Raw genomic sequence first — 25,685 nt, 5'->3', positions numbered from 1 at the left:
AGGAAGTTTTTAGAATCAAACCTATACGTAATAATCAAAAAAAATCATGAGCAAAATTAAAGTTGGAATCAACGGATTCGGAAGAATCGGACGTTTAGCGTTCAGAGTTGCACAAGAAAGAGAAGATATCCAAGTAGTAGCGATCAATGACTTGATCGACGTGGACTACATGGCATATATGCTGAAGTATGACTCTACGCACGGTAACTTCAAAGGTACGGTAGAGGTGAAGGACGGCGCATTGGTGGTGAATGGCAATAGCATTCGCGTGACATCTGAAAAAAGCCCAGCTAACCTTAAGTGGGGTGAAGTAGGAGCTGACTATGTAATCGAATCAACAGGTATTTTCTTGACCAAAGAAACTGCTCAGGGCCACATCGATGCCGGCGCAAAGAAAGTAGTGATGTCTGCACCTTCTAAGGACGACACCCCAATGTTCGTCATGGGTGTGAACGAAGATTCTTATACTTCTGACATGGTTTTCGTGTCTAATGCTTCTTGTACTACCAACTGTCTGGCACCCATCGCCAAAGTATTGAACGACAACTGGGGAATCGAGGAAGGCTTGATGACTACAGTTCATGCGACTACTGCAACTCAGAAAACTGTGGACGGACCTTCTGCGAAGGACTGGAGAGGTGGACGTGGCGCAGGTCAAAACATTATCCCTTCATCTACAGGTGCTGCAAAAGCGGTAGGTAAAGTGATTCCAGAATTGAATGGTAAATTGACTGGTATGGCGTTCAGAGTTCCTACTCCGGATGTTTCAGTTGTCGATTTGACCGTTCGTTTGAAAAAGCCTGCGACCTACGCTGAGGTTTGTGCGAAAATGAAGGAAGTTTCTGAGACAACCATGAAAGGTGTTCTTGGCTATACTGAAGACGATGTGGTTTCTACAGATTTCTTGGGCGATGCTAGAACTTCCATCTTCGACGCAGGTGCTGGTATCCAGCTTTCCGATACGTTCTTGAAAGTAGTTTCTTGGTATGACAACGAGTGGGGCTACTCTAACAAAGTGATTGACCTTGTAAGCTTTATCGCGAATAAATAAACTGATTCGGTTTGTGGTGAAACACAAACTGAATATTTCAAAATAATGAGAAAGTCGTCTGTGAAAGCGGGCGACTTTTTTTTGGTTTTTACTTCAGGAGGTACAGCGTTTTATTTGGAGCGGATAGTCTATTTTGTAGGGATAATGCCAATGCATAAACCGAATTAATTGCTCACTTTTTTCTAGCGCTTAATCCAATAAAGGCATTATTAAAAAAGCTCGAGTTTTGGCTGAAAACCACTTAGGTCTCCCGTCTTCGGTCTTCCAGCATTTGAAAAATCACTGGATGTCGTCATTCTTTCTTCTTCTTCAGCTTCGCTTTAAGCTCCGCTCTTTTTTGGGCTTCTGCTGCCCGGAATTTAGAGATCTCCGAGATCAACTGAAGTGGTAAAGGTTTATCCAGGGGAAATTGAATCGCTCCTTTGGAAGTTACGTATTCCTTAAGCTCATTTTTAAATTCACTTACTCCGCTATTGGTAGGGTAGAAGCCAATGTGTCTTTTCGCTGCGGCAAAGTAAACCAACACTTCTGTGGTTCTGTACGCTGGCATATGATAGCTGATCACTTCGTTGGCTTTTGGAATAGCTTTGAGAATAGTCGCACGCATTAGCTCAAGCTTCTCTCTTATATCTGGAGAGTACCAGCTGAGGTATTCTTCTACGGAGGATGGTTTGGCGTTCATCATTTTTCAAAAGATGTTAGATATTAGACTCAAGATTCAAGATGTTTTGATTAAAAATCAGTCCAACTTATCCGCCGCCGGAACCAATTTTGCCTTTAAATCAGGATCAGCCATAGCAGGATCAAGTGGGAACATCGGGCGGTTGATTCGCTTGTAGCCTAATCTCTCCAAATCCTGATCCACTCCGCCAGGAGTCAGGGCCATCACCCAATCGCCTCGCATATCGTAGAGTTCAGGTACCAAATAACCAATTTTCACCACCACGATATCCGCCTCACGAGGATTCAAACCTAGATTGGTGAAATCACTTTCATTGTGATATGGCTTTCGCTTTTTGGTTACGATCACATGCACTGATCCTACTTTTACAACCACTTCTACCTCCGCAGCACTATCACCTTCCTTGATGGCTTCCACTGTGCCTTTTAGCATAACCGGTGGAGCAAATCTATCGTCAATTGCAGCACCGGCCGTTCCTTCTACTGTTCCTCCAACTCCTGCGGCTATTGCCTTCTCTACAAATTCAGGCCCGGGAATCGAAGCATAAATCAAAGTAGGACCATTTTCAGATTTGAATTCTGGTCTTTTTAGGATTTCTGTCAAGGTCCATGTGACGTCTCCAGCTCCTCCTGCCGTTGGGTTATCGCCCATGTCGCTTATCATAAATGGCTTTTTGTCAGAGGCTAGGGCCATTTTCAAGCTTTCATCCAAAGTAGCAACTGGCGCGACAAATTCGAATTCGTTCCGCACATCCCAAAAACTTTGCGCTAGCTCTTCTGCTGACTCAGTTACAGCTTTTTCATCATCTCCAGTGACCATCACTACGGCATTATTTCTTGGTTCATCTGCCCAGGCATAACCTATCCAGATGGCCGCATCAATCACACCTTCCTTCTTGGTCATGGGATCTACTTTAGCATACAGACTTTTCCCTGGATCTATTCTTGTGCTTGTCTTTTCGCCAGGAAGTAAAATAGGAATAGGAATCCAAGCTTTGAACGCTGGCTTGCCTTTGCCACTTTCCAGACGATCAAGCAGGTTTTCTACAGCTCTTTGCTTGGATTCTAACGCGTCCTCATGTGGTGCCATTCTATAGCAAGTGATCAAATCGGTGTTTTCTGCCAATCTCCAAGAGACGTTTCCATGCAAATCCATAGAAGTGGAAATCAACGTTTCTGGACCTACGACTTCCCGAACTCGGATGATAAAATCTCCCTCGGGATCATCCAGTCCCACCACACTCATCGCACCGTGGATGTCAAAGAAAAGTCCATCATAAGGTAAATTCTCCTTCAGCATTTTCAGTGTTTTTCCCACCAATTCCTCGTAAGCTTCGTGAGTCACTATTCCGCCAGGAATGGCATGACCTCTCAAAGTCGGGAACCATTCGGCTCTTCCTCTATCCACTGAAGCAGAATCCAGAAATGGGTAATAGGTGAAAATATCTTCTCCCTCTCTCGTGCGAAAAGCCGCGACGTCGCTGGTAGCTGGTGAAAAAGTGCTGGACTCTATCGCCAAACCCGCGATAGCAATACGTGGAAGTGGTTTTGTGTCTTCGCTTGATGAACAGGAAGTAGCGAGTAAAAGAATGAAAATACAGGAGAGAAAGTGTCTCATAGAAGGAGGATTTAATTGGAAAGAGTACGGTCAACTAGCCAGTTGATTAATCTTCATGGGTCAATTTAAACCTTCCTTTGTAATCTATAGGTAAACTTTTTAAGAATGGTTTTTTTGCTTGGGTGAAATTTCCTCAGGAGTCTGTCTTCTGTTGTTTTTTTCAGCCAAAACCTGTGTGGTATGCGCAAATCTGTCCAGCCATCCGCGGTGATCTTTTCGAATGAAAGTGACCATGACCGTCCCGAAAAACCAAATCGCTAAAAAGAGTAGGTATAAAAACAGGTAAAGATTGTCATCGAAGCGGGTATCGATTAGGAACTTTGAAAGTTCACCTACCAGGAATGGGAGGATCAAAAATATCCCATAGCGCGCAATGAGATCTAGGTAGGTGAGGGGCAATCCATCCATTCTGACGATTTTTATCCCTAGTAATTTTTTACCCAACGTCTGGCCATGCGTCTGTTTGCTAACGAAAATAAAATAGAAAAATAGCAGACCTACTTTCATTAGTGAGAGGATCCAGACATTCTCAGTGAGCCCTTCGATAAAGTAGGCAGTGAATAAAATGACTAGGAGTGCATCCACAAAAATGGCCAAAAAGCGCTGAGTGAGCGTGACAGAACTGCGGTTTAGAAGAGGTTTTCTAGATACATTGGGTAGGAAAGTAGCATAGGAAGCGATGACAAAACCTATGAAACAGCCAAAGGTATTTGTCATCAAATCGTCCACTTCAAAATGTCTATACCTACACGGATATAAGCCGTAAAGTGCTGACAACTGGGTTATTTCGAAGAATAGCGATGCCAAAAAACCTATCAGAACCGCAATCCCAACATGCTTGATCTGGAACAAATACTTGAGGAAAAAGCCTAACGGCATTAAAAGCAAAACATTGAAAGACGTCACCATAAAGGTGGTGCTCTTGACGATACTGAAAAGCGAGATATTGCCTTGAACTTCTCTAAAGGTATTTCTCACAAATCGGAACGGAGTAAAAGTGGGCGGGACACTTCCTCTGAATTCACAGAAATTCAGTAAAACTGGCGGCAAAGGCAAAACGGTTAGGAAAAATGCCGTCATGGCATAGAATACAAAGCCATAGAAAACCAAGCTACGATTGAATTGCACATAGCCGATTTTTCTGTGCTGAAAGAAAACATAAGGGACGATACTTGCCAGTGCGATCAGCGGAAAGTAAAAAATGGACGTTCGAATCACCTCGAAATAACTACTCATATAATTTAGTCCTGTCAGCGTTGATTTCTGCCGCTTTGTTTCAGTGGATGAAAATCGTGTTTATGCAAGAACCGAACCTATTCCCAGCTCTTTTGCGAAATTGTATCCCATGAGATTGTTAATTTTGGTAAACTCACAATACAAGTATGAAAACCGAAATCACTATTGCTGAAGCTCAAGAGCAAGTAGATCAATGGATCAAAACCGTGGGAGTTCGCTACTTCAATGAGCTGACCAATATGACCATCCTCATGGAAGAAGTGGGTGAGTTAGCCAGAATCATGTCCAGAACCTACGGCGAACAGTCCTTCAAGGAATCAGACAAAGGAAAGGATCTTGGTGATGAAATGGCTGACGTGCTTTGGGTGTTGATCTGCTTAGCTAATCAGACAGGGGTAGATCTAACCGAGGCTATGAGGAAAAACTTCGACAAGAAAAACATTCGGGATAAGGATAGGCATAAGAATAACGAGAAGCTGAAGTGAGCTGCGGCTTACTTTATCTCATAGAGCCCGGTGTTTCCTTTTTCTAGCAGAGGCATTAATTCGGCTATGATCTCAGCCTTTTCCGCAGCTATATTTACTGATTCCAGCGGATCAGCCAGATGATCGTACAATTCTAAAGTTGGCTCAGCATCTCTGAAGAATTTGGTCAGCCTATAGCGGTCAGTCCGCATAGATATTCCATTTTTGTAATAGGAATATGCCACATTTCCAGCTTGGGATTCCTCGGTTTTCAAAAGACTTGCAAAGCTATCTCCATCTAATCCTTCTGGACTTGAAATCCCTAGCAGCTCCATAAGCGTTGGGTAAATATCCACGGATTCTTGAATTGACTCATCGATTTTGGAGATGTTTGAGCCCGGGATTTTAAAGATCAGCGCAGAATTTAAAGCATTTTCAAAAAGCGTATGTTTTCCCCAAACTTGTTGCTCTCCCAGATGCCAACCATGATCTCCCCACACAATTACTAGGGTGTTTTGATCTAACTCAAGAGCTTTCAGCTCATCCAGAATCAACCCAATCTGAGCATCTGAGTAACTTGCGGCTGCATAATAGGCATGTTTGATTTTTCTGGCGTAGGCGTCAGAGAGGACCTTGTCCAATCCTGCTTTCTCTTCGCCCAGTTCATAGCCGTTGAATTCCCCGCTTTCTAGAAGGCTGGCATTCGCTACATGCTCAGGTTTCAACGGGTTTTTGGGCAAAGGAATTTTATCCTCATCGTAAAGATCCCAGTACTTTTTGGGAGCGGTAAACGGCAAATGTGGCTTGAACAAACCTACTCCTAAGAAAAATGGCTGGTCTAGATCTTTGAGTTCCCGGAGTTTTTTGATCGCCAGCTGAGTGGTTAGCCCATCTGGATATCCCAAGTCATCTACATCGCCAGCCTCGTAAGGTTTGACCTGCTTGTTCATACTTTGGCGATTTTCTCCATCCGCATAACCGAAAAATGCATTCCAGCCAGTTCCCCATTTCCCACTATCAAATAAAAACTCATCCCAACTATAAGGTAATTCCATTTGATCGGAAACCTCTTCCTCATAGCCATAGACATATCCGTCCGCGGAATGAGAGATTTTTCCCATGCCCACTGTATAGTAGCCGTTTCTTTTCAAGTGATGGATAAATGTCTCGGGATTCTCTGATTCTGGTTTTTTAGGAAATTCATTTTGCATGATATTATTGCCCAATTCCTCAGTTCTGCTAGGTCTTTTTCCAGTGAGAAAAGCTGCTCGGGAAGCTCCGCAGGTAGGGACTTGCACAAAATGATTGGTAAAACTTATGCCTTCGGAAGCGAGTCTATCCAGGTTTGGCGTGATGATGCTGCTGTTTTCGAAGTGTCCCAATTCAGCTCGAAGATCATCTACAGCGATGAAAAGTACGTTGGGTTTGGTGGACTGGGCAGATGCCTGAAAGAAGCAGGCTAAGATTTGAACGAAAATTAATACAGGGATAAAAGAATTACGTTTCATTTTCAATGCTAGATTCATCGGGGTAATCTATAGCATTTGTTCATGAGAAAAAAGTGCAAATTGATCAAGTGGAAATTTGAGTTGCAAAGAAAAGAGCTGGGAGTGCGGCCCAACTCTTTCAAAAACTTACATGACTTCTGTCCAAACGGAAACAGAGCCCGGTCCACAATGGAACTCTGCCCAGCCGGATTCATTCACCCATACTTCATCTTGGATTTTACCCAGCATATCCCGGAAACTTCTACCTGCATATCGACTTCCGATTTCCATTGAGATAGTTGCGCCATCCCCATTTGACATGACCACCGCACAGCCTGAATGATCTTCATCGCCTTCTCTTGTCCATCCTATGGTGTTCATGCTTTCAAAATAATCCCGTTGAGTTCCAAAAGCGAAATCCTTTCGGGCATATAGCATTGCCTCTAGCTCTTCTACTTTATTGATAAAAATCTCATAATCCTGTCCATCTTCACCTTTATCCCAGTAGCTCGCACCAAAAAGATCAGGATAGAATACACATGGGTATCCATCTTTTCTAAGCAAAATAAGCGCATAAGCCAGGGGCTTGAACCATTCTTCTACTGGCGCCTCTAGGGCCTGCAGCGGTTGTGTGTCATGATTGCCTACCACGGTCACTGCTAATTCCGGGCTATGAGAAGCTAGAGAATCGGTGAAAATTTCCCTCAAATCAAATTGGCTACCTCTTAGTGATGCTATATGTAAACTCTCCTGAAGTGCCGAGTCAAAAAGACTCATAGTTCCTTCTGTTGCTTCGATGTATTTCACCAAAAGATCCAAATCTCCGGGAGCCCAATATTCTCCCACTGCAAAAATATCCTTACCGGTAGCTTGTCTTAGCCGGTATAACATCTCCTTGAAGTAGTCATGACTGATATGCTTTACGGCATCTAGCCGCACTCCATCGTAATACACCAGGTCGTGAAGCCAAGTGGCGTAATGCATAATTTCATCTTTCACCGCAGGATTTCTATGCTCAATATCGCAGAACATCAGGAAATCATAATTACCCTTTTCATCATCGATTACATCCTCCCAGTCGTTGCCATGCTCATTGAGCAAATTATAAATGCCAGCTTCCTGGGTTTTGTGGTCAAAATCCACTCCGGTAAAGCAGTGCTGATCCCATATAAAATCAGAATACTTGCCTTGACGACCGGGAAAAGTAAATTTGGTAAAGGCTTCTATTTCATACACTTCGGAGATAGCTTCTTTACGGTTGTCAGGATTGACTTTATAAGCATTCATCAGTTCAGATTCGTCACCACCGGCTTTGTGATTTAAAACCATATCTACAATCACTTGGACACCGCGCTCATGAAGAGCTTGAGTTGCTTCTACAAATTCGTCTTTAGTGCCGTATTTGGTGCGAACAGATCCCTTCTGATCAAACTCGCCCAAATCAAATAAATCATATACATCATACCCAACACTTCTTCCGCCTTGCTCACCTTTGGAGGCTGGAGGAAGCCAAACGCTGGTAATACCCAAATGTCCGAGGTATTCTGCTTTTTCTTTCACTTCTTTCCAAATGGTGTCTTCGGGAGAATACCAATGGAAAAATTGGATCATTGTTCCGTTTTTCATAGTCAAAAATGAATTGATTTATAAGGCTTACGAAGATGTATGCATTTGGTCACTATCCTCAATTGTGCCAGTAGTAGGATGCAGCGGGATAAATACAACACGGGAATCTCTGATTCGCTGCTGAATGCTTACAATGAGATTATTATAGCCAGCCACCGAAGTCTAGCGCTAGAAAAGGGATGACTTCCGTGTTTTCCACGGAAATGAAAAGAAGGTTTATTGATCAAAAAACACCTCAAGATGGGGCGCAGACTTTCCCAAGATGAACTGCTCGTATCAATCCATTATTTGTAAAGTAAGGAAGGGAATGTTGCTGTCAGTTAGGATAGAGCGCTATAAGCGAGTCATTTTCAACTTTTCCCACTAGAGAAAAAAGATCCAAAGTCAAGCAAAAGTCTATATCTGAATCGATGTTGTGATTTTGAAGCCGCTTAGCATGGGAAGCTTGGGAAAGGAACCCTTTTAGGTCATGGCCTTCTTTTTCATACAAAGACTTCATCGCAATCGCGCCATCATCTTCAGCCTCGTGCGTAGCTTCCAGAGCTTTTACCAAAGCTCCTGCGTAGAGAGAATCTTCCAGATTGAATCGTCCTTTCCAGCCAGCGCAGTGAATTAAAACGTCTTTTTGACGCGACTGAATGTAACTGACGGTAGCTTGCAAATTTGGAAATGCTCCAATTAGAATCTCATCTGCTCCGATGGATTTAGAAATGGCCAGCGTACCATTAGTGGTAGTCATGGCTAGCTTTTGATCCTGATATTCTCCCGCAAGGTAGGCTAGAGGAGAATTGCCCAGTTGGAATCCTTCTGCTTTTATACCATTTCTTTCGCCTGCGATCAGGTAATCCTGAGAAGCCATAGAACGGCATTCCTCTAGATCCGAGCAGGTTTTTATTTCTGTAATACCATTTGCTAGCGCAGCAACCATCGTGGAAGTGGCACGAAAAATATCAACCACTACCACGATTTTGCCTCGCAACTCATGCAAATGAATCAACTCAGGGCTGAAGCAGATTTCTACTTGTTGCATTTATTTTTTCAAAAGTGGAAGCTTCTCCACTTGGGCTTTAAGGTTCTTATTTCTTACCTGTATGAAAATCTCAGTTCCGGCTTTGCTGAATTCTGTTTTCACATAACCCAAACCAATGCCTACACCCATACTTGGAGACTGAGTGCCCGAGGTTACTTCGCCGATCACCTCACCAGCAGCATCGACGATAGGGTAATGCCCTCTAGGAATTCCTCTTTCCTGCATGATGAAGCCAACCAATTTCTTGTTCACTCCAGCTTCTTTCTGAGCTTTTAGAGCTTCGGAATTGGTGAAGTCTTTGGTGAATTTGGTGATCCAACCCAATCCTGCTTCGAGTGGAGAAGTGGTGTCATTGATGTCGTTGCCATATAGGCAATAGCCCATTTCCATTCTCAAGGTATCTCTTGCACCAAGACCGATTGGTTTGATATCAAAGGCTTTTCCTGCTTCGAAAATGGCATTCCATACTTTCTCTGCATCTTCATTTCTCACGTAGATTTCAAATCCGCCAGCACCAGTATAGCCTGTACCAGAAATAATCACATCCTGAACTCCCGCAAATTCACCCACAGTGAAGTGATAGAAGTTGACTTCGGAGAGATTCACAGGAGTCAAAGACTGAACAGCCTCTATGGCTTTTGGTCCCTGTACGGCAAAAAGTGAAAGCTGATCCGAGATATTTGTAAGCTTCGCACCCATGGTGTTATGCTGATTTACCCAAGCCCAATCTTTATCGATATTGCCTGCATTCACTACCAGCATATATTTCTCGTCTTCAAACTTGTAAACGATCAGATCATCTACGATTCCACCCGTTTCATTTGGGAAGCAAGAATACTGTGCTTGTCCATTGACGATTTTGGAAGCGTCATTTGAAGTTACTTTTTGGATTAGATTGAGCGCCTCAGGTCCTTCCACCATGAATTCTCCCATGTGAGAGACATCAAAAACGCCAACGCCATTTCTCACACAGAGGTGCTCTTCGTTGTCAGAACTGTAGCGCACAGGCATATTGTATCCTGCAAAAGGCACCATTTTGCCACCAAGGGCAACGTGCAAGTCATTGAGTTGGATTTTTTTGATTTGCTCTTCCATGATTTGGGTTATTTTTCTCGTGGGCAAAGGTAAGGATTGAGGTGAAAAATGCACTAAAAAAGGCAACCTGATCGGGTTGCCTTAGGGTGTTTGTCAAGAATGTGGGACTACACGGAGAAGCTTTCGCCGCATCCGCAAGTTCTGTTGGCATTTGGATTGACGAATTGGAAGCCTTTTCCGTTCAGTCCGTCTGTGAACTCCAGGGTAGTGCCAGCTAGGTAAAGCAAGCTTTTTCTATCCACTAGAATCTTCACTCCTTTGTCCTCAAAAACGTGGTCAGTCTCCACCTGCGTGCCATCAAAGCCCAAGTCATACATCAGACCTGAGCAGCCACCACCTTTCACAGAAACTCGAATATTTTCATTTTCTGCACGTCCTTCCTCTTTTTTGAGCTCTAGGATGCGCTCTTTGGCTTTGTCAGAAACGATTATCATATCTTATTAGTTACTTTGTCTTATGTTGAAGTATGGGTAAAACAGCTTTGCCCCGCAAAAGATTCAATGCAAATATAGCAATTATAACTATGAGGAAAATCGAACACCTAGGGATAGCCGTGAAGGACTTGGAGAAGTCTAATGAGCTTTTTGCAAAGCTTCTTGGGAAAAAACACTTCAAAACTGAAAAGGTGGACGGTGAAAAAGTATCCACTTCCTTCTTTCAAGTGGGAGAGACAAAGGTAGAATTGCTTCAGGCTACAGATGAATCTAGCCCAATTGCGAAGTACTTAGAAAAGAAGTCTGAAGGTGTCCATCACATTGCTTTTGATGTGGAGGATATTTTGGCTGAAGTTGAACGATTGAAAAATGAAGGCTTCGAAATCCTGAATGAAACACCCAAACTTGGGGCAGACAATAAATTAGTGGTATTTTTGCACCCTCGGAGCACCAACGGGGTGTTGATAGAGTTGTGTCAGGAGAAGTAGTCACTTCGGTTTTCATGAGTTGAAGATTTTGCAACCTACTTTACGTGGGTAAAAAAGGGGTGAAATACCATGGACTCTTTCAAATTTTATTATAAAAATCACCATTAACTTTCGACTGCTCAAAGTCAAAAGTTGAGCTATAAAAATCAGATAAACTATGCCTATTATAATCGATGGTAAGCTTACCTCATCCCAAATCAAATCGGAAATCGCTGCGCGAGTAGCGGAAATCAAAACCGAAGGCGGTAAAATCCCTCATTTGGCTGCGATCCTCGTGGGAAGTGATGGAGCCAGCCAAACTTATGTGAACGCTAAAGTCAAAGCCTGCGAGGAATGTGGTTTTGAATCTACCTTAGTAAGACTGGAAGAAAGCGTGTCTGAAGAGGAGCTTTTGAAAGTAGTAGAAGACATCAACAGCAACCCGTCGATCGACGGTCTGATCGTGCAGCTGCCATTGCCTAAGCATATTTCTGTAGAAAAAGTAACGGACAAGATCAAGCCTGAAAAGGATGTGGATGGATTCACACCAGCTAATGTGGGTCGCATGGCGCTCAACTGGCCGGCTTATGTGGCAGCAACGCCATACGGGATTGTAGAGCTTTTGAAAAGATATGAGATCGAAACATCAGGAAAACACTGTGTAGTTATAGGTAGAAGTCATATCGTAGGGAGTCCGATGAGTATTCTGATGGCTAGAAATGGTTATCCAGGAAATGCAACAGTGACGCTGACACATAGCCGAACCAAGAACTTAGAAGAAATAGCCAGATCAGCGGATATTTTGATTGTAGCTTTGGGTAAAGCTCACTTTGTAACCAAAGACATGGTGAAGCCAGGAGCTGTGGTAATCGATGTGGGAATTCACAGAATTGAAGATGAGACTAAGAAGTCAGGATTCAGGTTGGTTGGAGACGTTAAATTTGAGGAGGTTTCCGAAGTAGCTTCAGCAATCACGCCTGTACCGGGTGGAGTAGGGCCGATGACGATTGCGTCTTTGCTCTATAATACACTCTTGGCAGCAGAGAAGAAGGTTTACGGATAGTCCCAAGAAAATAATTGCAAAAGGTTTGTGTTGGGTTTGCATGGAATAGGCAAGTCTGATACTTTTGCAGTCTGTTAACCGCGCACGTGGTGAAACTGGTAGACACGCCAGCTTGAGGGGCTGGTGCTTTAAGTAGTGTGGAAGTTCGAATCTTCTCGTGCGCACAAAGAAGCTCTGAAGCAATTCAGGGCTTTTTTTGTGAACTTTGAGGTTTTCGAAACCTCGAAGGTCTTTTTTTAACCACAATGGACGCAGAGTTAAACGTACAGGGCTTCGAGTATAAGTTGTACTGCTTCTGCAGAAGCTGGACTCCGTTGAATTTCCCAACGCTATTGGTCGGTTTAGATCTTAACAAATCGAAATAGAAATGAGTCTTCTATTTATTTTGTGCATATCAGTAGGGTATAATAAAGTGTTAGGGTCAAAAGTTTTGATAAAATCTGATAACAGTTTTTTTCCGGAGCATTACATTATTCATTATAGAAAATCCAAAAGAAAAATCGTACTTCTTTAAAACTCAATCTGATTATCCGTTATCTTTCAAGTACTCCAAATCCCTTTTCGCAACCAAATAGAAGTCCGAAGACCGGCGACCAGTGAAACTTAATTTCTAAGCTCACCAAATCCTATTTTGCTTCTTTACTAGTGAAAAAGCGGATGTATCATTTCTTTTTTATTTAGAAAGTTAAGGAGGTCTTCAAATTAACTTTTTCCACCAACGGCCTCTTTACTCCCCATTATTTTCCCTACATTTTCAGCCAAATTTGATAGATATGAACCAACTACTGAGAGTAGCCTTCTTTTGCGCAGCAGTTTTTACCGCGCAGTGTTCCATTGCTCAAGAGGCGCAGTATCCAATAGTAAAAGAGTATGGCGGAATTTATGAAGTTCCAGAAGCCACTGAGCGGCCAGATGGGAGCTTGGAGTATTTTATCCTTGTGGATATGACTACAGCTGCTTCGGATAATGCGGAAGTAAGTCGTTGGGTGGATAATATTGCTCGTATGATGAATCTTCACGGGTTAGCTGGCGTTACCAAAGACCGTTTGCACGTGAAAGTTGTCGTGCATGGCGGGGCTATAGCTACTGTGATGAATAATGAGGAGTATAAAAAGCGATATGAGGTCGATAACCCTAATATTCCCGTTTATAAAGCTTTGAAAGCTGCTGGTGCAGAAATTCTTGTTTGCGGGCAATCCTTGCGAGCTAGAAATTTGACCAAGGAAAATGTGTACGATGGAGTGAATGTTGCACTTTCGGCACTTACCACCGTCACTACCTATGCTCCAAAAGGTTATACCGTCTTGAAATTTTAATCCCCACTTGGAATAATTATTGGTTCTTGGGGTAACGTGTTTTTGATGATGAAGAAGTCCCCAAGCTCCAATACCGCAGGGAAAGTCGTGACTGGCTTTTTCATAGCTGCTATTTTCCTGATAGGAATGGCGGGGCTGACTTACTACACTCAAAATCGGCTTCTTGAAACCATGCGTGAACTGGCAGAGCCTAGCCAGAAGCTCACCTTGCTGAACAAGGTGCAGTCGGATATTATCCAAATCACCCAAATGGATCAATCTGGCGTGGATTCTGACTTTAGGGTTCAGGATTCTAGCGCGAATTCTCTGAAGAGAAAATTGGAGGAATTGGCAGAACTGGCAGAAGATTCCCTCGAAGCTTCCTATATCCAAAGCGTTCAGACGAACCTTGATACGCTAATTCTCGGCTATGTGAATTTGTATGAAGTGAAGACCAGTTTAGCCAACCGGAACTTCACACAGGAAGCGCTAAACAAAGTGGAGTTGGGAATTCGCCGACGAGCCGCTAGCGAAGCACAACAGCCCATAGCCAAGATCAACACAAAGGATCAATTTTTCAGTGAACTGGAGCAGGAGATTTCTTCCAGAAAAGAGGTTCAGGCAAATCAAGGCAGAAATACCACTATCATCGCCAAGGACGTTGATAAAGCCATTGCATATTTGCGTGACTTGCAAAGGCAAAACCTTCGGGGATCCACGCTGCCAGAAGGCCAGGCGCTGGACAGCGTGTTGTATAACATCAAAGACGTCATCAATCGGGTCAATCGGGAGGAGGCTTTTCAGCGGCAGAAGCTAGCCAAAATGGAAGCTGACATTTCTATCAGCCAGAGTAAAATCATCAATACGATACAGAGTCTTGTGAGTACGCTGCAGCAGCGTGCCGTAGAAAAGTCTGACCGGCAGAATGACTCCGCCTATCAGCTGACCTATGACATGACTTTTTTCCTGATCCTTATCGTGATTTTGGCAGTGATAGGAGCTGCAGTGATGGTATATTCTATTTTGAAAGAAATAAAAGTAACGAAGAAATATCAGGAGAATCTTGAAGTAGCACGGCAGAAATCTGAGCAGTTGGCCAGATCAAAGCAAGAATTCCTGGCCAATATGAGTCATGAGATTCGAAATCCACTTCATGTAATTCAGGGTTACAGGTCGGTTTTGGAGAAATCAGAACTGGATTCTAGCCAGCAATCGCATCTTAGGATGATAGGCTTTGCCTCGGATACTCTGATGGAAATCGTGGATGAAGTGTTGGATTTCTCTAAGCTCGAGGCAGGGAAATTGAAATTGGAGGCGCATCCCTTTGACCCGGAATTGCTTTTTTCCTCGCTTCAGAATTTCTTCGAATTACAAGCCGCCGAAAAGAACGTAGAATTTGATTGGTCACTGGATCTGCCGGAAGATAGCTGGCTGATCGGGGATCAATTGAGATTAAAGCAAATCCTGAATAACTTATTGAGCAATGCCTTTAAGTTTACTTCAGAAGGGCGGATTAGTGTAAATGTGGTGTGGGGAGAGGGTCTGCTTTCTGTGGAGATCAGGGACACTGGGATCGGGATGTCTCCCGCTGTATTGGACAAAGTCTTCCGGGAGTTTGATCAGGCAGATACGTCGATTTCCAGGAAATATGGCGGAACAGGACTAGGCTTGGCGATAGTGCAGCGACTTGTTTCCTTGATGCAGGGAGAAATTGTTGTTACCAGTGTAGAGCATCAGGGCACCGAAATGCTAGTGAAATTACCGATGGTCACCACCCCATCACAGCGTGTAGCCTTCAATCCTGAGGAAATACAATCGCTAGATCTGAGTGGGTTGAAAATCCTCCTAGTGGACGATGACAAAGTGGGGATTCGCTATCTGGAAACTATCCTCAGCTATTTTGGGGCATCTATCATCGCCTATCCGGGAGGGATCAATTTCAGAGATGAGTTTGAGGAGATGGAATTTGACCTGGCGATTTTGGATATTCAGATGCCAGAGTTTTCAGGATTTGATGTGGTGAAAAAGCTACGCTCCATTGATAAATACCAGGAGATCCCGATTTTAGCCATGACTGCAAACGTGTTTGTGGAAGAACGTGATAAGTTGATAGAAAGCGGTTTTACAGAGATTATTTTCAAACCTTTCCAAGAGCGGGTTTTGATCGAATGCCTAGGGAAATTTTTCCCAAATCATGTCATGAAGGATGAGCAACTAAGCGACAAAACCGGTGAATCCGATACTGCTTTGTTTCAATTGAAAGACTTGGCTCGATTCTGCATGGGAGATGAAATGCTCCTTCAGGATATCGTGCGCGAGCTAATTGTGGAAACACAAAAGGATCTCAAAAAGATAAATAGTGCAAGAAAAAGGAATGACTTTGATGAAATCCTGGAGATTTGCCATCAGCTGGGTAGTCGTCTGGGACAGATAAAAAGTTCCGCCGGCTATACGGCACGAAAGGTGGAAAACAGCCTAAAAATCGGCAACAAAAATGGTCTCAGTGAGACACTGAGCCAATTAGATGAGGAAATAAACATCTTGCTTCAAGCGCTCTCCGAGACCATCGAAAAATCGGCAAACGTAGAAAGTTAGTCTAATCCGTATTTTTCCATTTTGCTGTAAAGCGTCTTTCGATCCATATTTAGAATTCGCGCGGTTTTGGATTTGTTGAATTTGGTATCGGCTAATACTTTTTGGATCAACTCCTTTTCCTGCTCCACCCATTGAGATTTATAGTCTTTGGGCGAAGGCAAATCCTTTCCTCTAGAGTCGCTAGTGAAGCTAGTACGTGTACTTCCTAGTGTGGCTGTTGGCTCATACAAATCTGCCGGCAGGCCTTCTTTCTCCACATGAGATCCAGAGGTTAGCAGCACAGCCCGCTTGATGATATTTCTCAATTCCCTGAGATTCCCTGGCCAATCATACCCTAGAAATATCTCCCATACTTCGGGCGAAAAACCCTTGACGGCTTTGCCTAGACGGGTGTTGCTCTCTTCGAGAAACTGATCTGCAAAATCTTCCAGGTCTTCTTTTCTCCTGCGAAGCGGAATTGCACTTAGCGTAAACTCATTCAGTCTATGATATAGATCCTCTCGAAAATGCCCATCTCCTGCCTGCAATAGCAAGTTGTCATTCGTGGCGGCAATTATTCTCACGTCGATTTGGGTTTCCTTATTTCCGCCGATTCTACGGATGGTTCGTTCTTGAATTGCTCTTAGGAGTTGGATCTGAACATCGTAGCTTAGGTTCCCAATTTCATCCAGGAAAATAGTACCACCATTTGCCATCTCAAAGTGCCCGGTTTTATTTTCGAGTGCGCCTGTAAACGCACCTTTTACATGCCCAAACAGTTCACTACCTGCAAGTTCTTTGGGCAAGGCCCCACAATCAATTGCTATAAAAGGACCGTCTTTTCTGGAAGAAAAATCATGAATTCTTCGTGAAATAAATTCTTTTCCTGTCCCAGTTTCTCCTAAGACTAATACGCTTAGATCTGTGGGAGCTACGAGTTGAATGTGTTTTTCGAGTTTATCAGCTTCTGACGAACTGCCCACCACATAGCTATCTCTCAGGTTTTTCTTGGACGAATGAGAAGGTGTAGGAGCAGCTGTCGCTTGGGGTTCGGATTCAGGATCAGAAGTTTTGGCTGACAGGGATTCATTGACAGTGGCAAGAAGCTCATCGGGGTTGATTGGCTTGGTGATGTATTCAAATGCACCCAGCTTCATCGCTTTGATGGCTATTCGGATATCAGAATAGTGAGTGATGAGAATAACCTGAGTGTGGGGGTAGTTGCTTTTCGACCACTGCAGCAGCTCCATCCCGGTGCCATCCGGAAGTCTAAAGTCAGCGATGATCAAGTCAAACTTTGCGTTGCTGAAAAATTGCTGAGCTTCCTTGACTTTGACGGCGGTTTGCACTGCAAATCCATTTTTCTCCAGAAAGGTTTTAACTATTCTCGAATAGGTCAAATCGTCCTCTACTAATAATATATTCTTCATGAACTAATGTCTTTACTGGGGTAGTTAACAAAAAAAGCACCAGACAAGAGTCCAGTGCTTTTAAAAATAGAGACTTGATGCCTTTATTCCGTTATTTCATTTCCTTCTTGGTCATACTTTTTGGTCAGTTTTTCTTCAGTACCATTATCAAATATGACTTCAAAGTGGAATTTCCCATCCAACTGCGTGATCTGAAATGCCTCGGTGATCGGCAAAGCCTTCACTTCTTCATTTGCAGCGATTGCAGTTTTAACCGCATCAGGCAAAGCCTCTGCTTCTATTTTTACTTTTTCCTGCTGAGCGATTTGCTCCATAGGATTTACATTTTCTTGAAGTACAGCTGGAGTGGCCATAGCTGCTCCTGCTACTAACATAGCGGACATTAAAAGAACCTTTTTCATGTGTTTATAATTTGATTTGTAATGGCCACATGGAATCTCGCATTGTTATGATCATCCCATTGAGTGATGTTCGTCGTCATGCCTGCTTGCCTCAGGCAGGCCTGTCTGCCTCAGGCTCGATTTCATGTGTTAAGTTGGTTAAGTTTAATACTTGTAAACTAGTTGGAGTCCGGACTCCTGATTCTAGACTTTAGCGTTTTGAATCTGAAAGCAAAAACGCCAAGGTTATGCCAACAGCCAAAAACTGCTTTATTTGAGCATTTTTTGATGAAAGTCGATAAAACTGCTGTGGAGTAAAACATCAGTTTGTTCTTAACAAATCTTAAAACTGGGGCGAAATATCAACTATCTCAGCTATTTAGCCGATTTCTGAAGGGTGAATGAAAAAACAAAATTTTAATTTAATTCATAGAACTTTTTTAAAGAAAAACTCTTTTAAAAACTAGTAACTTTGAATCTTCAAAATAACATTTGCCAGACTCTATGAGTGACGCCATCAAACACGAATGCGGAATAGCAATGATTAGATTGCGAAAACCTGCCCAGTATTACATTGATAAATACGGGACAGCAGCTTTTGCCTCTAACAGGCTTTACGTCCTGATGCAAAAACAAATCAACAGAGGTCAGGATGGCGCTGGTGTAGCCAATGTCAAGATCGATACAAAGCCCGGCACTCGCTATATCAGCCGATATAGATCTGTAGAGCCATCGGCAGTCAATTATATTTTTGACAAAATCAACCGCAAATACAAAAAAGCCAAGAAAATCGCCGGGCATGACGCATTGAGCGATGGAGCTTGGTTGAAGGAAAATATCGCGTTCACGGGTGAAGTATGGCTGGGACATCTCAGGTATGGAACACATGGAGAAAACTCCATAGAGACTTGTCATCCGTTTTTGAAGCAAAATAACTGGAGAAGTCGTAACCTAGTCATGGCCGGCAACTTCAACATGACTAACGTGGAGGAGCTTTTTGGTAAGCTAGTTCAAATCGGTCAGCATCCTAAAGAGAAAACTGATACCGTCACTGTGATGGAAAAAATCGGTCACTTTCTAGATGAAGATAACCAACGCATTTTTGATAAATACAAGCACCAATTTTCCAATGAGCAGATCACTCAGCTCATAGAAGATGAACTGGATGTGACGCGGATTTTGAGAAGGTCTTGTAGAGATTTTGACGGTGGATATGCTATGGCAGGTATCGTCGGAAACGGCTCATCTTTCGTAGTGAGAGATCCTTCTGGTATCCGACCGGCTTTCTACTATGCTGACGATGAAGTGATCGTGGTCGCATCTGAGAAGCCAGCGATAAAGTCAGCTTTCAATATTGATTTCAATTCTATCAAAGAGATCCAGCCAGGTCATGCTTTGGTAATCAATAAGGATGGCTCGTATTCAGAGCCTGAAATCATGCCTGCTAGAGAAAAGAAATCTTGTTCATTCGAACGTATTTATTTCTCCAGAGGTACAGATCCGAATATCTACCAAGAACGAAAAAATCTTGGCAAAGCCTTAATTCCTCAGATTTTGAAAGCTATAGATTTCGACCTGAAGAATACAGTATTCTCCTATATCCCAAATACGGCTGAGACAGCATTTTTGGGGATGATTGAGGGGTTGGAGGACTACCTGGCCACCAAAAGGCGAGAAGTATTTGTGGATGGCAAGCCATTCATGGGCGATTTGGATGAGCTTTTAAGCTTCAGACCTCGTGTAGAAAAGCTCGTGAGCAAAGATGTGAAACTTAGAACGTTCATCACCAGCGATGACAATCGTGACTCGATGGTTGCGAATGTCTATGACACGACTTTCGAAGTGATCAAATCAGGAATAGACACGATCGTAGTCATCGATGACAGTATCGTGAGAGGTACTACTTTGGAGAAAAGTATCCTGACTACGCTGGATAAGTTGAATCCAAAACGAATTATCATCGTGTCATCAGCACCGCAAATTCGATATCCTGACTGCTATGGAATAGACATGTCCAAGATGAAAGATTTCATTGCATTCAGAGCAGCATTGGCTTTGCTGAAAGAGCGAAAAATCTCCAATAAACTTGACGAAGTCTATGAGGCATGCCTGAGTCAGCCGTATTCTACCGAGAACTTTGTGAAGGGAGTTTACAGTGAATTCACCGATGAGGAGATATCAGATAAAATATCTCAAATCGTCACTAATGAAGACATTAAAGCTGAGGTGCAGATCATCTATCAGACCGTTGAAAACCTACATAAATGCTGTCCAGATCACTTGGGCGATTGGTATTTCACCGGAGATTATCCTACCACGGGAGGGATGAGGGTAGTCAATAAATCCTTTGTTAATTACATGGAAGGAAAGACTGTCCGAGCTTATTAAAGTCACAGCTATTTAAAGGTTTGCCTTCTTATGAGGTAGAACTTTTCAAAAAAATAAAGGCACTCAGAACTTATTCTTTGTGCCTTTTTTCGTTCAACTTAGTTCAAATTCTTAATTTCACTTATCAAGAAAAACTATATAAAATGGATATAAACGTAGGTCTTTTAAAACAAATATGTGAAATCGCCGGTGCGCCAGGCTTCGAGAAACGAGTGAGAGATCTAGTCCTCGAACTAGTCACTCCGCTGGCAGACGAAGTAAAAGTGGATAATATAGGTAATGTGATCGCTATCAAAAATGGCAAAAGAAATCCCGACGGAAAGCGTGTGATGATCGCGGCTCATATGGATGAGATTGGCTTTATTGTTACCCATATTGATGAAAATGGATTTTTGAGATTTCATACTTTAGGTGGCTTTGACCCTAAAACACTAACAGCGCAGCGCGTGATCGTGCATGGCAAAAAGGACCTGTTGGGCGTGATGGGGAGTAAGCCTATCCATGTGATGTCTGCAGAGGAGCGCACCAAGCTTCCTAAAACCACCGACTTTTTCATAGACCTAGGCATGTCTAAGGTAGAGGTGGAAAAGTACATCTCCATTGGCGACCCAGTGACAAGAGACCGGGAACTGATCGAGATGGGTGACTGTGTGAATTGCAAATCAATCGATAATCGGGTAGCGGTATTTATCCTTATCGAAGCACTGAAGCAATTGGAAAATCCTGCCTATGATGTCTATGCGACCTTCACCGTACAGGAGGAAGTAGGACTGCGCGGGGCAAATGTAGCTGCACATGGAATCAACCCAGATTTTGGAATTGCATTGGATACCACGATTGCCTTTGACGTGCCGGGTGCTCAGGCACACGAGAAGGTGACTGAACTCGGCAAAGGAACTGCCATCAAAATCATGGATGCGATGACGATTTGCGATTATCGCATGGTGGAGTTTATGAAGCAAACTGCTGACAATGCCGCTATTTCCTGGCAACCGGAAATTCTCGTAGCAGGTGGAACGGATACCGCTGGAGTTCAGCGGATGGGGAAGCAAGGAGCCATTGCAGGGGCGATATCCATTCCTACCAGACATTTGCACCAAGTCATAGAAATGGCTCACAAGCAGGATATCGCTGATTCGATCGCATTATTGAAAGCTTGCTTAGAAAATATAGACGGATACGATTGGAAGCATTGAGCCTTTCGCCTTTTTATGCCTAGATGAAATCGAGCCTGTCTGCCTCAGGCAGGCCTGTCTGCCTCAGACAGGCATCACTAGTAAGTCACCCATTGGGATGATTATTAGAAATGCGAGATTCCATGTGACCTAAAAGAAAAATTAGAAACACATGAAAAATATCCTGATAACCTTCTGCGTGGTTTTTGCCGCTATACTAGTTTACCAACTAGGAGGCTATCTCATGAGTACGATTATCAAGGACAAAATAAAAGTTGAACCCTTTTTAGCTTTGGGAAATGACAAAGAAGTTTTTTTCAAAGGCAGGGTTATAAAGGCTTATACGCAGAAAAGACCCTCTTCGCGAAAAAATTGGCTGTCCAATATCATCTCGGCAGTCAAGCGATATGCTGGATCTTCTGTTCCTTCGGCCAAAGTAGAAATCAATTTTCAGGATAAGAGCTACGTTGTCACTACTGATGAAGATGGGGTTTTTGAGTTACATGTCGGGGATTCTTACCTCACTTCAGATCAAAGTGAGCCAGCGACTTTCTATGTGCTTGAGCCAAAATCCAAAGTGGCTACCATCGCCTACATGGAGGTGACTAGGTACTCTGGAAATTTGGGGATTATCTCGGATATAGACGACACCATACTAATTTCTCATTCTACAGACATAGGAAAGAAGTTTTGGCTATCGGTTTCCAAAAATGCTTTTTCCAGACGGCCTCTTCCTGGCGTTTCGGAGTTTTACAAGAAAATCACTTCAGATAGTACGATTCCCATTTTCTATGTCTCAAGTAGTGATTGGTCCTTATTTGATTTGATCAAGGATTTCTTGAGGTATAGGCATATTCCGGAGGGGCCGATTTTGTTGAAAGACAAGCATATCAACCTGAAAAATATCTGGAAATCTGGCGGTGGTGATCATTCTCATAAGCTGCAAAAAATAGAACTACTGATGGATTTATTTCCTCAAATGCAGTTTAACCTCATCGGTGATAGTGGACAACATGATCCAGAAATCTACGCTCAGGTGATTAAGGATTATCCAGGTAGAGTAAAGGATGTATTTATCAGAATTGTGGGAAATCTCGATCCGAACAGAGCAACTGAATTGAAGAAACTCCATGGGTTTGATCATTTTCATTTTATCCAATCCTCTGAAGAAGCAATAGAGATTTTAGAAAAGGAATCCATCACTCACTAACGAAGTCTAACTGCTGCAAAATGGCTAGAAAATGTTTAATAATTTATAATCCTGTTTCTGGAAATAACACTGTCACCCACGATTCCCTTATGGAAATGGCCAGGGTGAGGATGCCTGACTTTTCCGTAGAAATATGGGAAACCACAGGTGAAGATGATGCTCAAAAAATACGTTCTACCTATGCAAACACTACCCCTGATGTAGTGATAATAGGTGGAGGCGACGGCACGGTAAAATTGGTAGCTAAAAGCCTGCATGGAATCAGAGTGCCACTCTGTATTTTACCCTTGGGCTCAGCCAATGGACTCGCCAAATGCATGGGTATCGACGATATAGTGAGTTCTTGGGAGGCTGTCCGCACCTTTGCCATTCAGCCCATAGATGCTATTCATATCAATGAGGAAATTTGCCTGCACCTAGCTGATTTTGGCACCAATGCCAATTTGATCCAGAAGTTTGAGCAGGAGGAGACCCGCGGTATGCTGGGGTATGTCAAGAATGGTCTTTCGGAAATATTAAATGCCGAGGAAAAGAGGTTTGTCCTAAAAATAGGAGATAGAACCATCGATGTTTTAGCAAAAATGCTGGTCATAGCCAATGGAGATCAATATGGGACCGGGGCAATAGTGAATGGAGGAGGGCTGATGCACGATGGTAAATTTGAAGTCGTTACCTTCAATCCAGAGACTGCAGATGAATATTTGAAAATCACAGTGGGTTTTTTGAAAGGTGATTTTAAGAAACAAAAATGGGTTCAAAAATGGACTTTAGAAGCGTGTGAAATTGTAAATCCAGACGGGGTGATGTTTCAAATCGATGGAGAACTCATGGGTTCACCCGAAGCTATCTCTGCCAAAATCGAAAAACATGCATTTCAATTCTTGACAGGTAAAAGCTATACTGCCCACCATACCTCCTAGCATAGGGCATACTCATCCTAAAGTCTGCAGTGGAACCACAGATTTCCCTATCTTACTTTTACGTTTTACTGCAACTACAACCTATATGATTAAGAATACCCTTCTAGCCTTTATTGCAGGAAGTTTATTGATTTCCTGCGGTTCAGAAAAAAAAATGAGCCGATCCGCAGCTTCCTCTAATTCGGAATGGATAGAAATGTTTAATGGGAAAAACCTGGATGGCTGGACACCAAAAATTTTTCATCATGAATCGGGCGAAAATTACCAGAACACCTTCAAAGTAAGTGATGGGATGATAGAAGTCAATTACGATGATTACGAAGAATTTGGTGATCGCTACGGGCATTTGTTTTATGAAAAACCGTTCTCTTCATTTCATATGACTTGGGAATATAAGTTTACGGACCAGTGGCTTGAGGACGCGGCAAGTTACACCTATAGAAATAGCGGGGTGATGTTTCATTCCCAAGCTCCAGAGACGATTCTGAAGGAACAAGATTGGCCAATCTCTGTAGAATGGCAGATGCTCGCCGAAGAAAAAAAAGGTGTCGCCAGACCAACTGGCAATATGTGCTCTCCTGGCACTGATGTGTATTTTGAGGGGAAAAAAGATCCCAGACATTGCATCAACTCCACTTCTCCAACCTTCAAATGGGACGAGTGGGTAAAAGCTGATCTGATCGTATATGGAGACTCGCTCGTGATTCATTTAGTGAACGATGAAGAAGTTTTGCGATATACCCTGCCCCAGATCGGCGGAGGAGTTGCTAATGGCTTTGATCCTAAATACAAACAAGACGGGAAGTCGCTGAAAGAAGGATTTATTGGCCTCCAAAGTGAAGGTCAAGGGGTGGTATTTAAGAATTTGAAGATTAAAGAATTGTAGGGACAAAAAATCCTTCACCCCAGAAATCAGGGGATTCACGTAGGGGCGAAAAATCCTTCGCCCGTACACATTATTTTAAATATACTGTCTTCCCGGTCTTGGCGCTTTCTACGGCGGCGGAGAGGATTTCCATCACCACCATATTGTTTTCCAGCGATGGAAGGGCGTAATCATCGAGTACAAGGTCGCCGTGGATTATGGCTAAGAAAAGTGTAAAAGGGTCTTCGAATGGTGTATTTTGATAGGTTAAGTTTATTGTTTCCTCGTCATACCCGCTGTAGCCTTCAGCATTTCTTACTCTAACTGTAAATAAATTGTCTGCATAAATAGCTCCAGTCAAACCGTAGATTTCCATGTCTTTTCTACCTATAGGCCAATTCCACGAGGCCTGTATCACCCCTTGGGAATCATCGTAAGCAAGGATAATAGTAGCCTCATCGTCCACTTTCGGATTGTTTTCAGGCTGAAGCTGCTGAGTTACTGCGGTGACAGACATTGGTTTTTTGCCATCCTGCAGCCAAGTGATAAGATTGGCACCATAGCATCCAAAATCTATAAGGGCACCGCCTCCGTTCAGTTCTGGGTCTGTCAGCCAGGAAAGAAATTCCTCGCTCACACCGATTTTTTTCGGGCCTTTGTGTCCGTCGTGAACGACTACTTTTCTGATTGCGCCCACTTCTCCAGACTCAAGCACCTCCCGTGCTTTGAATGTGCTCGGGTACCAAGTGGTTTCATAATTAGTGAGGAGATGGATGTCATGCTTTTCAGCCAAAGCCTTCATCTTCTGTGCGTGATCGAGGCTTACCGCGAGCGGTTTTTCCACCATCACATGAATCCCTCTAGGCGCGCAAGCTTCTACCACTGCTAGATGATCATAGATATTTCCAAAAGCTGTAACAGCCTCAGGCTTCGTTTTCTCCAGCATTTCTTCGATGCTATCATAAACCAAATCCATAGAAATTCCATGTTGCTCAGTTAGCTTTTTGGCAAGTTCTCGATTGGGCTCAGCTATTCCGACGATCTCCAAGTCTTCACGATCATTTGCATTCAATATCCAACCCACATGGCCATGAGTCAGTCCTGCTACTCCGATTTTGGTTGGCTTCTGCTGCGCAAAAGTGTAAGTGCTAAAAAGTGATGCAAGGATAAGACTGAGAATAATGCGTGTGCTCATT

Annotated in this window: 22 protein-coding genes and 1 tRNA gene; 12 read left to right on the top strand and 11 right to left on the bottom strand. The window is 43.1% G+C overall.

Going from position 1 to position 25,685, the window contains the following annotated elements; translation table 11 throughout:
* Positions 1-46: 46 nt before the first annotated feature.
* Positions 47-1,051 carry a type I glyceraldehyde-3-phosphate dehydrogenase gene (gene gap / locus ABJH64_RS13585; protein WP_348274337.1) on the top strand — a complete coding sequence of 335 codons (1,005 nt, stop codon included), beginning with the start codon at positions 47-49 and terminating at the stop codon, positions 1,049-1,051.
* A gap of 292 nt (positions 1,052-1,343) precedes the next feature.
* On the opposite strand, the gene ABJH64_RS13580 is transcribed toward gap, so the two are convergent.
* The 3 genes from ABJH64_RS13580 to ABJH64_RS13570 all read right to left on the bottom strand — a co-directional run bounded on the left by ABJH64_RS13580 (position 1,344) and on the right by ABJH64_RS13570 (position 4,586).
* Positions 1,344-1,736 (bottom strand): DUF1801 domain-containing protein, encoded by a 393-nt coding sequence (locus ABJH64_RS13580; protein WP_348274336.1) that lies wholly within the window; start codon positions 1,734-1,736, stop codon positions 1,344-1,346.
* A 54-nt stretch (positions 1,737-1,790) separates the two neighbouring features.
* Complete coding sequence (locus ABJH64_RS13575) at positions 1,791-3,350, bottom strand: M81 family metallopeptidase (protein WP_348274335.1); 1,560 nt, start codon at positions 3,348-3,350, stop codon at positions 1,791-1,793.
* Between the two features lie 99 nt (positions 3,351-3,449).
* Positions 3,450-4,586, bottom strand: coding sequence for a VanZ family protein (locus ABJH64_RS13570; RefSeq protein WP_348274334.1), 1,137 nt, complete (start codon positions 4,584-4,586; stop codon positions 3,450-3,452).
* Between the two features lie 146 nt (positions 4,587-4,732).
* Here ABJH64_RS13570 and ABJH64_RS13565 point away from each other — a divergent pair, with 146 nt between their 5' ends.
* Entirely contained in the window at positions 4,733-5,071 is a 339-nt protein-coding gene (locus ABJH64_RS13565) for a nucleotide pyrophosphohydrolase (RefSeq protein ID WP_348274333.1), read from the top strand.
* Between the two features lie 8 nt (positions 5,072-5,079).
* On the opposite strand, the gene ABJH64_RS13560 is transcribed toward ABJH64_RS13565, so the two are convergent.
* From ABJH64_RS13560 to ABJH64_RS13540, 5 genes are all read right to left on the bottom strand, one after another.
* Positions 5,080-6,558 carry a sulfatase gene (locus ABJH64_RS13560; protein WP_348274332.1) on the bottom strand — a complete coding sequence of 493 codons (1,479 nt, stop codon included), beginning with the start codon at positions 6,556-6,558 and terminating at the stop codon, positions 5,080-5,082.
* Positions 6,559-6,684: 126 nt separating this feature from the next.
* Positions 6,685-8,163 carry an alpha-amylase gene (locus ABJH64_RS13555; protein ID WP_348274331.1) on the bottom strand — a complete coding sequence of 493 codons (1,479 nt, stop codon included), beginning with the start codon at positions 8,161-8,163 and terminating at the stop codon, positions 6,685-6,687.
* A 316-nt stretch (positions 8,164-8,479) separates the two neighbouring features.
* Positions 8,480-9,193, bottom strand: a complete 714-nt coding sequence (locus tag ABJH64_RS13550; protein WP_348274329.1) for a 2-phosphosulfolactate phosphatase — start codon at positions 9,191-9,193, stop codon at positions 8,480-8,482.
* Complete coding sequence (gcvT, locus tag ABJH64_RS13545) at positions 9,194-10,288, bottom strand: glycine cleavage system aminomethyltransferase GcvT (RefSeq protein ID WP_348274328.1); 1,095 nt, start codon at positions 10,286-10,288, stop codon at positions 9,194-9,196.
* 107 nt (positions 10,289-10,395) lie between these two features.
* Positions 10,396-10,722 (bottom strand): iron-sulfur cluster assembly accessory protein, encoded by a 327-nt coding sequence (locus ABJH64_RS13540; protein ID WP_348274327.1) that lies wholly within the window; start codon positions 10,720-10,722, stop codon positions 10,396-10,398.
* A gap of 89 nt (positions 10,723-10,811) precedes the next feature.
* Here ABJH64_RS13540 and mce point away from each other — a divergent pair, with 89 nt between their 5' ends.
* From mce to ABJH64_RS13515, 5 genes are all read left to right on the top strand, one after another.
* Positions 10,812-11,210, top strand: a complete 399-nt coding sequence (mce, locus tag ABJH64_RS13535; RefSeq protein WP_348274326.1) for a methylmalonyl-CoA epimerase — start codon at positions 10,812-10,814, stop codon at positions 11,208-11,210.
* A gap of 157 nt (positions 11,211-11,367) precedes the next feature.
* A complete protein-coding gene (locus ABJH64_RS13530) occupies positions 11,368-12,252 on the top strand; it encodes a tetrahydrofolate dehydrogenase/cyclohydrolase catalytic domain-containing protein (protein ID WP_348274325.1) in 885 nt (294 codons plus the stop codon).
* 80 nt (positions 12,253-12,332) lie between these two features.
* Positions 12,333-12,416: transfer RNA gene (locus ABJH64_RS13525), tRNA-Leu, on the top strand.
* Between the two features lie 609 nt (positions 12,417-13,025).
* Positions 13,026-13,568 (top strand): DsrE family protein, encoded by a 543-nt coding sequence (locus ABJH64_RS13520; RefSeq protein ID WP_348274324.1) that lies wholly within the window; start codon positions 13,026-13,028, stop codon positions 13,566-13,568.
* Positions 13,569-13,613: 45 nt separating this feature from the next.
* Complete coding sequence (locus tag ABJH64_RS13515; protein ID WP_348274323.1) at positions 13,614-16,142, top strand: ATP-binding protein; 2,529 nt, start codon at positions 13,614-13,616, stop codon at positions 16,140-16,142.
* On the opposite strand, the gene ABJH64_RS13510 is transcribed toward ABJH64_RS13515, so the two are convergent.
* Entirely contained in the window at positions 16,139-17,551 is a 1,413-nt protein-coding gene (locus ABJH64_RS13510; protein WP_348274322.1) for a sigma-54 dependent transcriptional regulator, read from the bottom strand. The genes ABJH64_RS13515 and ABJH64_RS13510 overlap by 4 nt on opposite strands.
* A gap of 83 nt (positions 17,552-17,634) precedes the next feature.
* Entirely contained in the window at positions 17,635-17,952 is a 318-nt protein-coding gene (locus ABJH64_RS13505; protein WP_348274321.1) for a hypothetical protein, read from the bottom strand.
* A 483-nt stretch (positions 17,953-18,435) separates the two neighbouring features.
* On the opposite strand from ABJH64_RS13505, the gene ABJH64_RS13500 reads away from it, so the two are divergent.
* The 5 genes from ABJH64_RS13500 to ABJH64_RS13480 all read left to right on the top strand — a co-directional run bounded on the left by ABJH64_RS13500 (position 18,436) and on the right by ABJH64_RS13480 (position 24,510).
* Complete coding sequence (locus tag ABJH64_RS13500; RefSeq protein WP_348274320.1) at positions 18,436-20,319, top strand: amidophosphoribosyltransferase; 1,884 nt, start codon at positions 18,436-18,438, stop codon at positions 20,317-20,319.
* Positions 20,320-20,462: 143 nt separating this feature from the next.
* The gene (locus ABJH64_RS13495) at positions 20,463-21,515 is read left to right on the top strand and encodes a M42 family metallopeptidase (RefSeq protein WP_348299002.1); all 1,053 of its coding nucleotides are present in this window, start codon (positions 20,463-20,465) and stop codon (positions 21,513-21,515) included.
* 151 nt (positions 21,516-21,666) lie between these two features.
* The gene (locus ABJH64_RS13490) at positions 21,667-22,704 is read left to right on the top strand and encodes a phosphatase domain-containing protein (RefSeq protein WP_348273749.1); all 1,038 of its coding nucleotides are present in this window, start codon (positions 21,667-21,669) and stop codon (positions 22,702-22,704) included.
* A 20-nt stretch (positions 22,705-22,724) separates the two neighbouring features.
* Positions 22,725-23,624, top strand: a complete 900-nt coding sequence (locus ABJH64_RS13485; RefSeq protein ID WP_348273750.1) for a diacylglycerol kinase family protein — start codon at positions 22,725-22,727, stop codon at positions 23,622-23,624.
* 88 nt (positions 23,625-23,712) lie between these two features.
* Entirely contained in the window at positions 23,713-24,510 is a 798-nt protein-coding gene (locus ABJH64_RS13480; protein WP_348273786.1) for a DUF1080 domain-containing protein, read from the top strand.
* A gap of 70 nt (positions 24,511-24,580) precedes the next feature.
* Here ABJH64_RS13480 and ABJH64_RS13475 read toward each other — a convergent pair whose 3' ends face one another.
* Positions 24,581-25,684 carry a Gfo/Idh/MocA family oxidoreductase gene (locus ABJH64_RS13475; protein WP_348299000.1) on the bottom strand — a complete coding sequence of 368 codons (1,104 nt, stop codon included), beginning with the start codon at positions 25,682-25,684 and terminating at the stop codon, positions 24,581-24,583.
* Between the last annotated feature and the right edge of the window lies 1 nt (position 25,685).

The sequence above is a fragment of the Algoriphagus sp. genome (assembly GCF_039969895.1).
In the GTDB taxonomy this organism is placed as follows: Bacteria; Bacteroidota; Bacteroidia; order Cytophagales; family Cyclobacteriaceae; genus Algoriphagus.
The sequence above is the reverse complement of the archived record's forward strand: the minus strand, read 5'-3'. Positions and strand labels throughout refer to the sequence as shown.

Coding starts and splice junctions, on each gene's coding strand:
- ABJH64_RS13520 (WP_348274324.1), top strand. CDS start 13,026: ATGAACCAACTACTGAGAGTAGCCTTCTTTTGCGCAGCAGTTTTTACC.
- ABJH64_RS13540 (WP_348274327.1), bottom strand. CDS start 10,722: ATGATAATCGTTTCTGACAAAGCCAAAGAGCGCATCCTAGAGCTCAAA.
- ABJH64_RS13580 (WP_348274336.1), bottom strand. CDS start 1,736: ATGATGAACGCCAAACCATCCTCCGTAGAAGAATACCTCAGCTGGTAC.
- ABJH64_RS13575 (WP_348274335.1), bottom strand. CDS start 3,350: ATGAGACACTTTCTCTCCTGTATTTTCATTCTTTTACTCGCTACTTCC.
- ABJH64_RS13510 (WP_348274322.1), bottom strand. CDS start 17,551: ATGAAGAATATATTATTAGTAGAGGACGATTTGACCTATTCGAGAATA.
- ABJH64_RS13560 (WP_348274332.1), bottom strand. CDS start 6,558: ATGAAACGTAATTCTTTTATCCCTGTATTAATTTTCGTTCAAATCTTA.
- ABJH64_RS13530 (WP_348274325.1), top strand. CDS start 11,368: ATGCCTATTATAATCGATGGTAAGCTTACCTCATCCCAAATCAAATCG.
- ABJH64_RS13515 (WP_348274323.1), top strand. CDS start 13,614: ATGATGAAGAAGTCCCCAAGCTCCAATACCGCAGGGAAAGTCGTGACT.
- ABJH64_RS13505 (WP_348274321.1), bottom strand. CDS start 17,952: ATGAAAAAGGTTCTTTTAATGTCCGCTATGTTAGTAGCAGGAGCAGCT.
- ABJH64_RS13475 (WP_348299000.1), bottom strand. CDS start 25,684: ATGAGCACACGCATTATTCTCAGTCTTATCCTTGCATCACTTTTTAGC.
- ABJH64_RS13500 (WP_348274320.1), top strand. CDS start 18,436: ATGAGTGACGCCATCAAACACGAATGCGGAATAGCAATGATTAGATTG.
- ABJH64_RS13555 (WP_348274331.1), bottom strand. CDS start 8,163: ATGAAAAACGGAACAATGATCCAATTTTTCCATTGGTATTCTCCCGAA.
- ABJH64_RS13490 (WP_348273749.1), top strand. CDS start 21,667: ATGAAAAATATCCTGATAACCTTCTGCGTGGTTTTTGCCGCTATACTA.
- gcvT (WP_348274328.1), bottom strand. CDS start 10,288: ATGGAAGAGCAAATCAAAAAAATCCAACTCAATGACTTGCACGTTGCC.
- gap (WP_348274337.1), top strand. CDS start 47: ATGAGCAAAATTAAAGTTGGAATCAACGGATTCGGAAGAATCGGACGT.
- ABJH64_RS13565 (WP_348274333.1), top strand. CDS start 4,733: ATGAAAACCGAAATCACTATTGCTGAAGCTCAAGAGCAAGTAGATCAA.
- ABJH64_RS13570 (WP_348274334.1), bottom strand. CDS start 4,586: ATGAGTAGTTATTTCGAGGTGATTCGAACGTCCATTTTTTACTTTCCG.
- ABJH64_RS13495 (WP_348299002.1), top strand. CDS start 20,463: ATGGATATAAACGTAGGTCTTTTAAAACAAATATGTGAAATCGCCGGT.
- ABJH64_RS13485 (WP_348273750.1), top strand. CDS start 22,725: ATGGCTAGAAAATGTTTAATAATTTATAATCCTGTTTCTGGAAATAAC.
- ABJH64_RS13550 (WP_348274329.1), bottom strand. CDS start 9,193: ATGCAACAAGTAGAAATCTGCTTCAGCCCTGAGTTGATTCATTTGCAT.
- mce (WP_348274326.1), top strand. CDS start 10,812: ATGAGGAAAATCGAACACCTAGGGATAGCCGTGAAGGACTTGGAGAAG.